This is a genomic window from Amycolatopsis minnesotensis (genome assembly GCF_039529815.1).
Lineage (GTDB): Bacteria > Actinomycetota > Actinomycetes > Mycobacteriales > Pseudonocardiaceae > Amycolatopsis > Amycolatopsis minnesotensis.
The window spans coordinates 135597-149007 of sequence record NZ_BAAANN010000003.1 but is presented as its reverse complement, the minus strand read 5'-3'; the positions used below and the strand labels follow the sequence as shown (position 1 = coordinate 149007).

Annotated in this window: 15 protein-coding genes; 4 read left to right on the top strand and 11 right to left on the bottom strand. The window is 71.1% G+C overall.

Translation table 11 applies throughout. The annotated features are described in order from the left end of the window. Nucleotides 1–50 precede the first annotated feature (50 nt). A complete protein-coding gene (locus tag ABD256_RS04695; protein WP_344413783.1) occupies nucleotides 51–827 on the top strand; it encodes an ArsR/SmtB family transcription factor in 777 nt (258 codons plus the stop codon). Between the two features lie 203 nt (nucleotides 828–1030). Then, nucleotides 1031–1720: a twin-arginine translocation signal domain-containing protein gene (locus ABD256_RS04690; protein ID WP_344413781.1), complete on the top strand. Its 690-nt coding sequence runs from the start codon at nucleotides 1031–1033 to the stop codon at nucleotides 1718–1720. Here ABD256_RS04690 and ABD256_RS04685 read toward each other — a convergent pair. From ABD256_RS04685 to ABD256_RS04635, 11 genes are all read right to left on the bottom strand, one after another. Further along, complete coding sequence (locus ABD256_RS04685) at nucleotides 1717–2376, bottom strand: hypothetical protein (RefSeq protein ID WP_344413779.1); 660 nt, start codon at nucleotides 2374–2376, stop codon at nucleotides 1717–1719. The genes ABD256_RS04690 and ABD256_RS04685 overlap by 4 nt on opposite strands. 104 nt (nucleotides 2377–2480) lie before the next feature. Beyond that, nucleotides 2481–3350: a DivIVA-like cell division protein Wag31 gene (wag31, locus tag ABD256_RS04680; RefSeq protein WP_344413777.1), complete on the bottom strand. Its 870-nt coding sequence runs from the start codon at nucleotides 3348–3350 to the stop codon at nucleotides 2481–2483. 49 nt (nucleotides 3351–3399) lie between these two features. Beyond that, complete coding sequence (locus ABD256_RS04675; protein ID WP_215545614.1) at nucleotides 3400–3684, bottom strand: YggT family protein; 285 nt, start codon at nucleotides 3682–3684, stop codon at nucleotides 3400–3402. 171 nt (nucleotides 3685–3855) lie between these two features. Beyond that, nucleotides 3856–4467 (bottom strand): cell division protein SepF, encoded by a 612-nt coding sequence (locus tag ABD256_RS04670; RefSeq protein WP_344413774.1) that lies wholly within the window; start codon nucleotides 4465–4467, stop codon nucleotides 3856–3858. An 88-nt stretch (nucleotides 4468–4555) separates the two neighbouring features. Beyond that, a complete protein-coding gene (locus ABD256_RS04665; protein ID WP_344413772.1) occupies nucleotides 4556–5275 on the bottom strand; it encodes a YggS family pyridoxal phosphate-dependent enzyme in 720 nt (239 codons plus the stop codon). Then, a complete protein-coding gene (gene pgeF / locus ABD256_RS04660; protein ID WP_344413770.1) occupies nucleotides 5272–5976 on the bottom strand; it encodes a peptidoglycan editing factor PgeF in 705 nt (234 codons plus the stop codon). Before pgeF ends, ABD256_RS04665 begins: the two co-directional genes overlap by 4 nt. Nucleotides 5977–6308: 332 nt before the next feature. Further along, nucleotides 6309–7631 (bottom strand): cell division protein FtsZ, encoded by a 1323-nt coding sequence (gene ftsZ / locus ABD256_RS04655; protein ID WP_344413768.1) that lies wholly within the window; start codon nucleotides 7629–7631, stop codon nucleotides 6309–6311. Nucleotides 7632–7899: 268 nt separating this feature from the next. After that, complete coding sequence (locus tag ABD256_RS04650) at nucleotides 7900–8664, bottom strand: anti-sigma factor (RefSeq protein ID WP_344413766.1); 765 nt, start codon at nucleotides 8662–8664, stop codon at nucleotides 7900–7902. Continuing rightward, nucleotides 8661–9281: a sigma-70 family RNA polymerase sigma factor gene (locus ABD256_RS04645; protein WP_344413764.1), complete on the bottom strand. Its 621-nt coding sequence runs from the start codon at nucleotides 9279–9281 to the stop codon at nucleotides 8661–8663. The genes ABD256_RS04650 and ABD256_RS04645 overlap by 4 nt, the downstream gene beginning before the upstream one ends. Continuing rightward, complete coding sequence (locus tag ABD256_RS04640) at nucleotides 9274–10008, bottom strand: DUF1365 domain-containing protein (protein ID WP_344414203.1); 735 nt, start codon at nucleotides 10006–10008, stop codon at nucleotides 9274–9276. Before ABD256_RS04640 ends, ABD256_RS04645 begins: the two co-directional genes overlap by 8 nt. Further along, nucleotides 10002–11270 carry an NAD(P)/FAD-dependent oxidoreductase gene (locus ABD256_RS04635; RefSeq protein ID WP_344413762.1) on the bottom strand — a complete coding sequence of 423 codons (1269 nt, stop codon included), beginning with the start codon at nucleotides 11268–11270 and terminating at the stop codon, nucleotides 10002–10004. Before ABD256_RS04635 ends, ABD256_RS04640 begins: the two co-directional genes overlap by 7 nt. 94 nt (nucleotides 11271–11364) lie before the next feature. On the opposite strand from ABD256_RS04635, the gene ABD256_RS04630 reads away from it, so the two are divergent. Then, nucleotides 11365–12636, top strand: coding sequence for a class I SAM-dependent methyltransferase (locus ABD256_RS04630; RefSeq protein ID WP_344413760.1), 1272 nt, complete (start codon nucleotides 11365–11367; stop codon nucleotides 12634–12636). Beyond that, nucleotides 12633–13397, top strand: a complete 765-nt coding sequence (locus ABD256_RS04625) for a DUF1295 domain-containing protein (RefSeq protein ID WP_425546376.1) — start codon at nucleotides 12633–12635, stop codon at nucleotides 13395–13397. Before ABD256_RS04630 ends, ABD256_RS04625 begins: the two co-directional genes overlap by 4 nt. The last annotated feature ends 14 nt before the right edge of the window (nucleotides 13398–13411 follow it).

Sequence of the window (13411 nt, the reverse complement as noted above, 5' to 3'; positions counted from 1 at the left end):
GCCGGAACACTTCCGTCGCGGTGGAAGTGTGCGTGCGGCACCCTGGTGCCATGGCCTCGAAGCGCACCGGCGGGGATGGCGGGGATGTCGACGTCGCGCGGACCGCGTCGCTGTTCGCCGATCCCGCGCGCGTCCGCGTGCTGATGGCGCTGACCGACGGGCGCGCGCTCGCCGCGTCGGTGCTCGCGATGGAGGCGGGCCTGAGCGCGCAGGGCGTCAGCTCGCACCTGGCGAAGCTGCGCGACGCCGGGCTGGTCACCGCCGAGCGGTCCGGGCGGCACCGGTTCTACCGGCTCTCCGGCCCGCGGGTGGCGGAGCTGATCGAATCGCTCGCGAGCTTCTCCCCCGTGACCGAGCCGGTGCGCTCCCTGAAAGCGGGCACGCGGGCGGAAGCGCTCCGGCGTGCGCGCACCTGCTACGACCACCTCGCCGGGCGTCTCGGGGTCGCCGTCACCGCCGCGCTCCTCGACCGCGGCGCGCTGGTTTCGCTCGACGGCGTCCCGGCCACGACGCGGCGCGACGGCGACCGGATTTCCTCGCCCCTGACCGGGCATCCGTACGCGCTCGGCCCCGAAGCCCGCCCCGTGTTCGAGAAGCTCGGCGTCGACGTGGACGAGGTCGCCGCCGCGCGACGGCCGCTGCTGAAGTTCTGCCTCGACTGGTCCGAGCAGCGCCACCACCTGGCCGGCGGGCTCGGTGCCGCGCTCGCGGACGCCGCCCGGCACGCGGGCTGGGTCCGGCGCAGGCAGGAGGGTCACCGGGCGCTGCGGGTCACCGAGGACGGCGCGCGCCGGTTCAAGGACCTCCTCGGCGTCGAGCTGAGCTGACCGGCACCGTGCGTGCCCGCCGACGGCCACCCGATCGCGGGCAGGGCGACAACCCTCCCGCACTTCCGTAGGCAGTCAGTTACGCTCCGCAATCGAGCGATCTACTCGACCCGGTTGACCTGGGCTTGTCCCCTGCCGCGCGGCGAGGCGTGCTCCTAAGTTCGGATCCGGAGCGCATTCCGACCCACCCGACGGAGGACAACATGCCCGGCCCGGATCGCAGGAACTTCCTCAAGGGCGCCGCCGCCACCGCGGCACTCGGCGTCACCGGAGTCGCCGCGGGCGCGCTGTTCGGGGGCTCGGAGGCGATGGCCGCCCCGCAGACGGGGCTCCCGCCGATCGGCAGCGATATCGCGATGGGCTACATCGCGCTCAACACACCCCTCAGGATCAGGACCGCACTGGTGCCGGTGGACTTCAAGGGCCAGATCAGGACCAGGGTCGAGCTCGACCCCGGCGACCCGGTGCGATCGGTGCGGCTGAAGGTGGTCGGGCACTGGGCGACCGGTAAGTTGCCGGCCGGGCGTGACGCGCGGCAGGGCGGCGGCACCATCACGATCGAGCAGAACGACGTCGATGTGGACACGAAGAGCCTGCTGAAGCTGACTCAGCGCTTTCCGCCCCGGTACGAGCAGATCATGGTGCTGAGCTTCACCATGACCATCGACCAGCCGGAAACCCTTCGCGCCGCCGGGGTGCCCTCGAACCGGCTCGACGAGCCGCTGGTGCTGACCACGAAGGACCCGGCGCAGCTGGTCGGGAAGCTCACCCAGTTCCCGCCGAGGGGCGATCTCTACCAGTTGCAGAACCCGGTCGACCTGATCCTCCCCGACGAGCCGGACACCACGATCGCGACGATCGAGAAGTTCCCGGTCAAGGTGGGCGGGCTCTAGCTCTCGGACTTCAGCGTCTTCGCGGTCTTCGCGGTCTTCGCGGCCTTGCGGTGCTCGGCCGCGAGCTTCGAGTCGGGGGTGCAGCGGGAGCACGGCGTGAACCCGAGGTCCCGCGCTTCCTTGACCGCGATCGGAATGGTGTCGCGGTCGGCGAGCCAGCGGCAGTCGGTCAGGTGGTACCGCGGGAACTCGTCGACCACCACGACCTCGGTGTCCAGTTCCGACACCACGAGCAGATCCGCGGCGTCGGTCTGCTCCTCCGACGGGTCGCCACTCTCCGTGACCTCGGTCGCGCCGCCGGTTCCGGGCGCGGGGTCGTCCTCCCCGCCGTTGTTTTTCGCCGATTCGAGTTCACCCGCAGCGGGGAGGAGCGCGGTCTGCTCGGCGCCATCGGATTCGTCGCCGTCCGGCAGCTCACCGCTGACGCTCTCGGCACCGTCCGGTTTTTCGCCTTCGGAATCGCCGTCCTCAGCGGCGTCCCCGGCCGGGGCCTGCTTCGCGCGGGCGCGTCGGCGGACGCGGTCCACACCGAGGAGCGCGAACGCGAGGACCGACAGGCCGACCGAGATCCAGGCCCACAGGGACGTCGCCGTGATCAGCGCCGCCACCAGCAGTCCGAGCGCGGCCAGGATGAGGAGGAGGACGATGTAGAGCACGCTGAATTACAACACGGACCGGACGCGAAAACGGCTCCGACCCTCCAACTCGGAGTGTCGGAACCGTTTCCGTGCGTATCAGGAAGCCAGTGTCAGCCCGCCGGTCAGCCCGCTTCCGCGCGCGGGCCGAACGAGTAGCCCTGGTTTCCGGACGAACCGCTGCCCCCGGACTTGCCGGACCCGGCCGAGGCCGAGGTGGGTGCCGCGGAACCCCGGTTGTCGAGCTCGCGCAGCTGGGACTCGAGGAACCCGCGCAAGCGCGTGCGGTACTCGCGCTCTATCGTGCGCAGAGTCTCCAGCTCCTTGTCCAGCCCGCTCTTCTCGTTGTTGAGGTTGTTCATCGTCTCGGTGTACTTGCGCTGCGCCTCGCGATCCATCGTGGTCGCCTTTTCGCGCGCCTGGCGCTCCAAGGTGTCCGCCCTGGTCCGCGCGTCGTTGAGCATCGTCTCGGCACGGGTGCGAGCTTCGTTCACCATCGAGTCCGACTTCGACCGCGCGTCCGAGAGCAGCTGCTCGGACTTCGTCCGCGCCTCGGCGAGCATGCCGTCGGACTCGGTCTTCGCCTCGGCGGTCAGCCGGTCGGCCATCTCCTGGGCCAGGCCGAGCACCTTCGCCGCCTGCACGTTGGGCTCGCCGTTGGCGTCGGTCATGCCGCCGTGCGCCTGGGTCTGCTCCATCGCACTCGGCGGTGGCACCGGCGCGAGCCTTCTCGGCTCCTCGCGCACCGGCGGAGGCGGCGCGCTGACGGAACCAGCGCTCGCCTTCGCCGTGTCGAGCTCGCCGCGGGTGGACTCCAGCTCGGAGTCGAGCTGCTCTACCTGCTGACGAAGCTCGTTGTTGTCTTCGATCAGCCGGGCAAGCTCGGTTTCCACCAGGTCGAGGAACGCGTCCACCTCGTCCTCGTTGTAGCCCCTCTTGCCAATAGGCGGCTTGCTGAACGCGACGTTGTGCACGTCAGCGGGGGTCAACGACATCAGATCACCTCACGCACTCCATGGCCTGCAGGTCACCCGGGTTCCCCGATCACCCGGGCTGTGCCAGTCGCATCAGTATGAACACGACCAACAGCAGCACCATAATCGATAAGTCCAGTCCGACGCCGCCAATCCGCACCATCGGGATGATCCGCCGGAGTAATCGGACCGGCGGGTCGGTCACTGTGTAGATGGTCTCCAGCGTCACCGCAACCCCTCCGGCGGGACGCCACTCCCGTGCGAATGCTCGCACGAGTTCGACCACGACACGCGCTGTGAGCAGCAGCCAGAACGCGAACAGCACATACCAGACGACAGTCCAGACCACTTCCACAACACCACTCTGCCACACGGCCGTTTGAAGACGGACATCGACGGACCTCCCGGGCCGCCTCGGCGTTCACCCGGTTGGGAATCTCACTTTTTCCGCGCTGTTCCGTCCATCGAAACCTGGTCGTCGCATCCCGGTTCGGTCACCGGGTGCGCATCGATGGTCACCACAGAGTCATTGGCGTAGGAACAGTCCCCCTTCGGCGATCCGCCTGCGGTCCTCGGCGGTCACGTCGACATCGGGCGGTGAGAGCAAGAACACCTTGTTCGTGACCTTGTCCATCGACCCGCGCACCGCGAAGGCGAGCCCGGCCGCGAAGTCCACGATCCGCTTGGCGTCCGCGTTCTCCATCTCGGTCAGGTTGATGATCACCGGCACCCCGTCCCGGTAGTGCTCGCCGATGGCGCGCGCCTCGAGGTAGCTCGTGGGGTGCAACGTGGTGATCCGGCTCAGCGGGTCGCGCACGGGCGCCGACCTCGGCGCCTCCGGCACCGGGCGCAGCCGCGCGATCGGCTCCGGCTGGCGGTCGACCGCGAGCGCGCCGTGCACGGCGGGCTCCGGTGCGGAGAACCCGGAGCGTGCGCGTGTCCGCACGCCGGTGTCCTCGAAATCGTCCGAACGGTATCGTCCGCGCGACCTGACCGGTTGCTGTTCGTAGTCGTCGAACTCGTCCGCAGCGTAACCGCGGCGCCGGTAGTCGTCGTCGAACTCGTCGTAACCGACGCCGTCTTCCTCGTCGGCCGGGACCATACCGAAGTAGGCCTTCAGCTTCTGCAGCGCGCTCATGCCTCTCCCTAGCCCTAGCCGCTCCTCGCCACCTGCTACCCGCCGGTACCCGAGATCAAACAGGCGATCCTGGCCGGGTGCAACTCCCTTAGAGCGAGGCTAAACCGCGGCCACCGAGCAACGCGGTTCCGACACGCACACACGTGGAGCCGTGGTGGATGGCCACATCGAGGTCACCGCTCATCCCGGCGGACACTTCGGTCGCTCCGGGGTGCTCCCGCCGCGTCCGTTCCGCCGCCGCGGCGAGCCTGGCGAACGCGGGCGCCGGGTCCGCGCCCAGCGGAGCGACCGCCATCAGCCCACGGAGCCGGAGTTCACTCGAACGAGCTACGACTTCCGTCAGTGCGTCCAGCTCGTCCAGCGGACAGCCTCCGCGGCCCTCAGCGTCGTCCAGGGAGGCTTGGACGAGGACGTCCAGTGGTTGCGCACGGTCACCGTCGTCGAGTGCGGCACGGACGGCCTTGGCGAGCGCCTCGGCCAGCCTCGGCGAGTCGACCGACTGCACCTCGGCCGCCCACCTGGCGACGGACCGCGCCTTGTTGCGCTGCATCCTGCCCACCATGTGCCAGCGGATGGACAGCCCGGACAGCTCGCGCGCCTTCGCGGCGGCCTCCTGGTCCCGGTTCTCCGCGAGATCGGTGATCCCCAGCTCGGCGAGCAGCGCGGCGTCGGCGGCGGGAAAGGTCTTGGTCACCGCGAGCAGGCGCACCTCACCGGGGTCGCGCCCGGCGTCCGCGCACGCGGCGCCGATCCGGGCGCGCACCTCCGCGAGCGACTCGGCGAGCTCGGCCCGCCGCTGCTCGCTCACGGCTCGATCCAGGTCAGCGCCGCGAGCCTGCCGGTGGTGCCGGTGCGGCGGTAGCTGAACAGGGTGTCCTCCTCGGCGGTGCACCGGGGATCGGCGCCGAGCTTGCCGATCCCGGCGTCGGCGAGCTGGCGCCACAGGCCCGCGCGCAGGTCGAGGCCCGGCGTGCCCTTGCGCGTCGTGCAGGTGCTGCCGGGAAGGTGCGCCTCGACGTCGTCGGCCATCTGCCGCGGCACCTCGTAGCACTCGCCGCAGATCGCCGGGCCGAGCAGCGCTTCGATCCGGCCCGTCTCCGCTCCCGCGGCGCGCATCGCCTCGAGGGTCGCGGGAACGACGCCGACCCTGGCGCCGACCCGTCCCGCGTGGACCGCCGCCACGACACCCGCTTCGGCGTCGGCGAGCAGCACCGGGACGCAGTCGGCGACGAGCACCACCACGGCCACCCCCGGTGTCGCGGTGACCAGCGCGTCGGTCGCCTCGGCCGCCGCGGTCTCGGTGCCGTCGACCGTGGTGACCGTGCGGCCGTGGATCTGTTCCATCCAGGCCAGGCTGTCCTCGCACAGGCCTAGTTCGGAGGCGAGGCGCTTGCGGTTGGCGAACACCGCGCCTTCGTCGTCGCCGACGTGGTCCGCGAGGTTGAAGGAGTCGTACGGCGGCCGTGACGACCCGCCCGCCCTCGTGGTGACCACTCGCCGAACTCGCACAAGCCCTCCCGGAAGCCCGAAACCCTTCAGCACCAACCCAACCACATGGGTGGCGGAAGCGCGGAGCCGCCGGGGGATGCGCCCCGGAGCCGGGCAGGCCGGCGAAGGCCGCATCCTCGGCATACACACCCCTGCAGGGCGCCTTCAGGACGTCCAACGCCGCGTTCCCGGCCGCCACAGCACAGCGCATGGCCCCGCTGACGCCCTGAAGGTCACCTTCGCGGCGTCAGCTTCCCCGAAGGCTCCCTTCGGGGAATGCGCAGTGAACCCCGCCTTGACCTCTACCGAAGCAGCCTTCAGGGCATGCGGGCCCCACCGGAGCTCGTGCCGGGTCAGCGGCGCATGAAGGGCGGCACGTCGACGTCGTCGTCCGAGGGGTCGTCGGTGACCGGGACGGCGCGGCCGGGCAGGCTGCCGTGGGTGCTGCCCTGCGTGCTCCGCGGCGGCGGGTAGCCGCCACGGGAAGCGCCCGGCTGCGGAAGCCCGCCGGGCGGCGTGTTCCCGGCCGGGGTGCGCGGCGGGGTCACCGGGAAGCCGTTGCCCGCGGGCGGCACCGGGGTGGCCCCGGTCGGCGCCGGGTTGTGCGGCTGCTGGTGCGGTGCCGACCCGTTCCCGCCGACGCGGCCCGCCTCGGCGGACGCGGTGTTCGACGAGGAGCCGTTCCCGCGCAGGCCGACCGACTCGGGCTCGAGCTTCTTGTGCGTCGGGGCACCGGCGTCGAACCCGGCGGCGATCACGGTGACCCGCACCTCGTCGCCGAGCGAGTCGTCGATGATCGTCCCGAAGATGATGTTGGCCTCGGGGTGCGCGGACTCCTGCACCAGCGACGCGGCCTCGTTGATCTCGAACAGGCCGAGATCGGAACCGCCCGCGATGGACAGCAGCGCACCGTGGGCACCGTCCATGGAGGCCTCGAGCAGCGGCGAGTTGATCGCCTTCTCGGCCGCCTGCACGGCACGGCCCTCGCCACGTGCCGAGCCGATGCCCATCAGTGCGCTGCCCGCGCCGGACATCACGCTCTTGACGTCGGCGAAGTCCAGGTTGATCAGACCGGGGGTGGTGATCAGGTCGGTGATGCCCTGGACACCGGAGAGCAGCACCTCGTCCGCCGAGCGGAACGCGTCCATCAGCGAGACGCCGATGTCACCGAGCTGCAGCAGCCGGTCGTTCGGGATCACGATGAGGGTGTCGCACTCGTTGCGCAGCTGCTGGATGCCCTCTTCGGCCTGCTTGCTGCGCCGCTTGCCCTCGAAGGTGAACGGGCGCGTGACCACACCGATGGTGAGCGCGCCGAGCTTGCGGGCGATCTGCGCGACGACGGGCGCGCCGCCGGTGCCGGTGCCGCCGCCCTCCCCCGCGGTCACGAACACCATGTCCGCGCCCTTGATCACTTCTTCGATCTCTTCGCGGTGGTCCTCGGCGGCGCGCTGCCCCACCTCGGGGGCGGCGCCGGCACCGAGGCCGCGGGTCAGTTCGCGGCCGATGTCGAGCTTGACGTCGGCATCGGACATGAGCAGTGCTTGCGCGTCGGTGTTCACCGCGATGAACTCGACACCCTTGAGGCCGACCTCGATCATGCGGTTGACGGCGTTCACGCCGCCTCCGCCGATGCCGACGACCTTGATCACCGCAAGGTAGTTGTGCGGGGGCGTCATCGGGTCCGCCTTCCTGATCGTGACTTCTCGTACTGCCCGCCGGGGCGCTGGCAGGTCCGGGGCCGGACCCCGAGCCAAACTCTCAACCTCAACTTTATGGTTAGAGTTATGTCAACTACCGGCGTTGCTGGAGAACCGTAGGGACAGGGAGGTCGCGAATCCAGCAGCCACGCCGCGTGTCGCGAAAGGTGTTTCGCCACAAGGATTTTTCTCGTGCACGGCGAAAGGCCCCGGGACAACGGTGTTTCGCGTCCCGGGGCGTCCCGCTTCACGCCGTATAAACGCTCAGCACGGGATTCGAAGTCGGTGCGGGAGAACCGCCGCTCGGCTCCAGTGTCAGCGCCACCTGCGTGGTTCCGTCCACCCCGGACGCGAGCACGAGCTGGCCACCCTCCGCCCCGGCAGGCAGCACGCCGGCCGAGCGCGGCGCGGAGCCCGGGGTCATCAGCCACACCTGGTAGTCCCTGCCCTCGCCGTGCGGGGGCAGCCGCGACGCCATGAACATCATCTTGTTCAGCGACGCCGACATCACGACCGTGCCACCGCCGCCGATCGACGCCGCGCCGTGCACGGTCTTGGCGTCCGGTGCGGCGAGCAGCTCGGCGACCGGGGCGTAGCGCTCCTTCGCCTGGGCGATCTGCTGCTGCGCGGTGGTCAGCTCGCCCTGCGACCGCAAGGCGATGCCGCCGAACACCCCGGCGAGCGCGAGCCCGGCGATGGCGGCCGCCGCGACGACGCCGACGACCCACCGCGGGACACGGGAACTCCGCCGCGACCGCTCCTGCGGCGGCTCGACGCTGGGTGGCTGCTGGACCGTCTCGCGCACCGCGGCGAGCACGGCTGCCTTCAGCCCCGGCGGTGGCTCCGCGGCCTCCGCCGCGCCGAGCCGTGCCGCCGTCGCCCGCAGCTCGCGCACCTCCTGCGCGCACGACTCGCACTCCTCCAGGTGGCGCTGGAACCGCGCCCTTTCGTGTTCGCTCAACGCGTCGACCGCGAATGCGCCCGCCAGCGTGTGCATCTCCGGCGTGGTCACGCCATCACCCCCAAGCAGTCCCGCAGCCTGATCAGGCCGTCCCGCAGGCGGGTCTTCACGGTGCCCTGCGGCGCCGACAGCACGTCGGCGACTTCCCGATAGGTATAGCCCTGGTAGTACGCCAGTACGACGGACTCGCGCTGCAACTCGGTGAGGTGCGACAGGCACTTGCGCACCTGCTGGCGCTCCCACCGCGCGTTCACCGATTCCGCCACCTCGTCGAAGGGCCGGTTCCGGCTGGCTTCGAAGGTGGCCTTCTCTTCGCGTTCGGTGCTCGCCCGCGCCGACCGCACCCGGTCGACGGCCCTGCGGTGCGCCAGCGTCATCGCCCAGTTCATCGCGCTCCCCCGCGACGGCGAATACCGCGTCGCGGTGCGCCACAGCTCGACGAGCACTTCCTGCGCGACCTCTTCGGACTGCGCCGGGTCGCGCAGGATCCGCCGCACCAGGCCGAAAATCGGCCCGGAGAGCCGGTCGTAAAGCTGCTCGAACGCGCGCTCGTCGCCCTTGGCGACCTCGACCAGCAACTCCTCCGGCGTCGGCCCTTCGACCGGCTGGGGCGGGGTGCCGACGGCGCGGATGGCACGGGGCCGGTCCTGCCTCGCGGACTCATCCATGGAACTCCCCTCCCGCCGTCGCGGCGGTACGGCGGCTGATCCGCGCGCCCTTGGCCCACAACGCTATGCCGTGCTTCCGGATGAGACCCGATACCCGCTGGGGCACCAGCGGGCGCGCGAGCGTCATGCGGACCACCTCCCGAACGGTCGCACGGCGGCGCACCCCGCGCAGGGTGGCCACCAGCGGGGTCTGCCCGCCCTGGTGCAGCGTCACCGTCACGGCGAGCAGGCCGTCCGGCTCGGGCAGGCTCATCCGGTACTCCCCGTCCATGCTCTGGAACGGGGACACGTAGAACTCCTTGTCCGCGCGGGCCAGACCGTCCGCGTCGGTGTGCAGCAGGTAGGCGTGCCTGCCGCGGTAGGTGTTGTGCACCTCGGCGACGACGCAGGCCAGTGTGCCGTCCGCGCGGTGGCACCAGTAGAGGCTGATCGGGTTGAACACGTGCCCGAGCACCCTGGCCGAGGCGAGCATGACGACCCGGCCGCCGCCGAGGTCGACGCCCCGCCCGGCCAGCCACGCGTCCACTTTGGACCGGATCGGGCGCGGGTCGTCCGCGCGGAAGTGGTCACGGGTGTCGAAGCGCGCGAACGGGCGCAGCCACCGCGGCAGGCGCGGCAGTTCGTCGACGTCGACGAACCACAGGAAGATCCGGTGTGCGAACGACTTCGGCGGGCTCCCCCGCCGCACGTGCGCCACCGTGGCGTCGTACAGGGACGGCTTCACCAGCTCACCCCCAGCGATTCCGCGGCACGCACGCCGGAGGCGCACCCGTCCTCGTGGAAGCCCCAGCCGTGGTAGGCGCCCGCGTAGGCGGTCACCGGGGTGTTCAGCTCCGGCAGCCTGCGCTGGGCCGCGACCGATTCCGGCGTGTAGACGGGATGGTCGTAGGTCATCCGCGCGACGACCGAGTCCGGCGACGGCGGCACCGCCGGGTTGAGCGTGACGACGTACCGGGTCGGCTCCTCCAGCCGCATCAGCCGGTTCATGTCGTAGCTGACCTGGACCGCGCCGCCGTCGGCGCCGCAGTGCTCGCTCGCGTAGTTCCAGCCCGCCCGCGCGGCCTCGGCGGCGGGCAGGATCGACGAGTCGGTGTGCAGCCACGCGTCGTTCTTCGAGTACCGGAACGCGCCGAGCACCTCGCGCTCGGCGTCCGTGGGGTTCGTCAGCACCCGCAGCGCCTGGTCGGGGTGCGTGGCCAGCACGACGCGGTCGACCGTGTGCACGGAATCGCCGTCGTCGCGGATTTCCACGCGCCCGCCGGTCCTGGTCAGCGCGCGGACCGAAGTGGACAGATGGACCGCGGTCAGCTGTTTCGCGGCGCGTTCCACGTATTCGCGGGATCCGCCCGCCACCGTCCGCCACGTCGGCGAGCCGCTGACCGACAGCATGCCGTGGTTGCCGAGGAAGGCGAACAGGTGGCGCGCCGGGTAGCGCAGCGTGTCACCGCGGTCGGCCGACCACACCGTGGACACCAGCGGCAGCATGAAGTGGTCGAGGAAGTACCTGCTGTACCCGCCGATCGCGAGGAACGCGCCGAGGGTGACGTCACCGGCCTCCGGTGCGTCGAGCACGCGCCGCGCGTGCCGGTGGAACCGCTTCACCTCCGCCAGCATGCGCACGTAGGAGGCGCGGGCGAAGTTGCGCGGCCGCGCGAACAGGCCTCGCGCGCCCTTCGCCCCCGCGTATTCGAGACCGCAGCCGCCGCACCGGATGCTCATCGACATCTCGGTTTCCTTCGTCGCCACGTTCAGCTCGCGGAACAGCCGGATCAGGTTCGGGTAGGTGCGCTCGTTGTGCACGATGAACCCGGAGTCGACCCCGATCGTGCCGCCGTGCGCGCTCGGCACGTCGTGGGTGTGCGCGTGCCCGCCCAGCCTGCCGTCGGCCTCGAACAGCAGCACGTCGTACCGCCGCTGCAGGAGGTAGGCGGCGGTGAGCCCGGCGATCCCGCTGCCCACGACCCCGATTCGCTCTCTCGTCGTCTCCACGCCGGGTATTCGCCGCCGGCCCCGTCCCGGATTGGCCGCGTGACGCGCACCACAGCCCGCCAATCCGCGCGGGCGCGCGTGCCGAATCCCCGGCATGCCTACGACTGCCGCGGATCTTCTCGCGAACTACACCGGATCCCTGCTCGGCGGCGCGCTGCCGGTGGGCCTGCGCACCTGGGACGGCGGCCGCGCCGGGCCGCGCGACGGGCCGGTGGTGGTGCTGAAGAACCGGCGCGCGCTGCGCAGGCTGCTCTACGCGCCGGGCGAGCTCGGCCTGGCCCGTGCGTACGTCTCCGGTGACCTCGACGTCGACGGCGACCTCACCGAGGGGTTCCGGCGCGTTTGGGCGCTGACCCGCTCCGGCGCGCTCTCCTCCGTCCACCTGGGACTGAAGGAGTGGGCGCGGGCGGCCGGGCTGGCCGCCCGCCTCGGCGTGCTCGGTCCGCCACCGGCGCCGCCGTCGGAGGAGGCGCGCCTGAGCGGGAAGCTGCATAGCCTGCTGCGCGACCGGTCGGCCATCGCGCACCACTACGACCTGAGCAACGCGTTCTACCAGCTCCTGATGGACGAGTCGATGGCGTATTCGAGCGGGTACTGGACTTCCGAAGACGCGGATTACGGCGTCGCGCAGGCGCAGTGGGACAAGCTCGAAATGGTGTGCCACAAGCTCGGGCTGAAGCCGGGGATGCGCCTGCTCGACGTCGGCTGCGGCTGGGGTTCGCTGCTGGTGCACGCCGCCAAGCACCACGGGGTCGACGCCGTGGGGGTGACGCTGTCGGCCCAGCAGTTGCAGCACGTGCGCGCCAGGGTTTCGGCGCTCGATCTCGAAGACCGCGTCGAGGTGCGGCGCCAGGACTACCGCGAGCTGATCGACCCGCCGTTCGACGCGGTGGCCTCGATCGAGATGGGCGAGCACGTCGGCGAGGAGAACTACCCGGCGTACGCGGGCACGCTGCACCGCATGCTCCGGCCGGGCGGGCGGTTGGTGCTGCAGCAGATGTCGCGGGGCGCGGTCGCGCCGGGCGGCGGCGCGTTCATCGAGCGGTACATCGCGCCTGATATGACCATGCGCCCCCTCAGCGCGACGCTCGGCCACCTCGAAGGGGCCGGGTTCGAGATCAGGGACGTGCACGCGATGCGCGAGCACTACCCGCGCACGGTGCGGGCCTGGGCCGATACGCTCGAAGCGCGCTGGGGCGACGCCGTCGCCCTCATCGGCGAGTCCGGAGCCAGGGTGTGGCGGCTCTACCTCGCCGGCGGTGCGCTGGCCTTCGAGGAGAACCGGATGGGCGTCGACCAGGTCCTGGCCGCGAAACCCACCGCGTCCGGTTCGAGCGGGATGCCCGCGACGAGGGACTGGCCGTGATCGGCGCGACGCTCGCGTGGACCGCGGGCGCGACGCTGGCCGCCATCTCGGTCACGTTCGGGATCGCGCGTGCGCGGCGCCGGTACGACACCGTCGACACGTTCTGGGGCCTCGGGTTCGCACTCGTCGCCATCGTCGCGTTCGGACTGTCCGATGGGGACTTCGCGGTCCGGCTCACCGTCACCGCGCTGACCGTGGTGTGGGGCGTCCGGCTCTCGGCGCACCTGCACCTGCGCAACCGCGGGCTGCCGGAGGATCCGCGGTACGCGCGCATCGCCGAGCGCGGGGGGCCGGGCCGGATCTTCGTGCGGACCTACCTGATGCAGGCCGTGGTGCTCTGGTTCGTGTCGCTGCCGGTGCAGTTCGCGCAGTACGGGCACGGGTTCACGGTCACCGCGTGGCTCGGCGTCGCGGTGTGGCTGATCGGGTTCGCCTTCGAGACGATCGGCGACGAGCAGCTCCGCCGGTTCAAGGCCGATTCCGCGAACCGGGGAAAGGTGCTCGACACCGGGCTGTGGCGCTACACCCGGCACCCGAACTACTTCGGCGACGCGTGCGCGTGGTGGGGCCTGTACCTGCTCGCGTGCACCTGGTGGCCGGGCGCGGCGACGATCCTCTCGCCGCTGGCGATGACCTTCACGCTCGCACGCGGCACCGGGAAACCCATGCTGGAGAAGGGAATGCGGCAAACGCGCCCGGCGTACGCGCACTACGTCGAGCGCACCAGCGGGTTCTTCCCGCTGCCCCCGAAAAAGAGCTGACCCGATTACCTTGC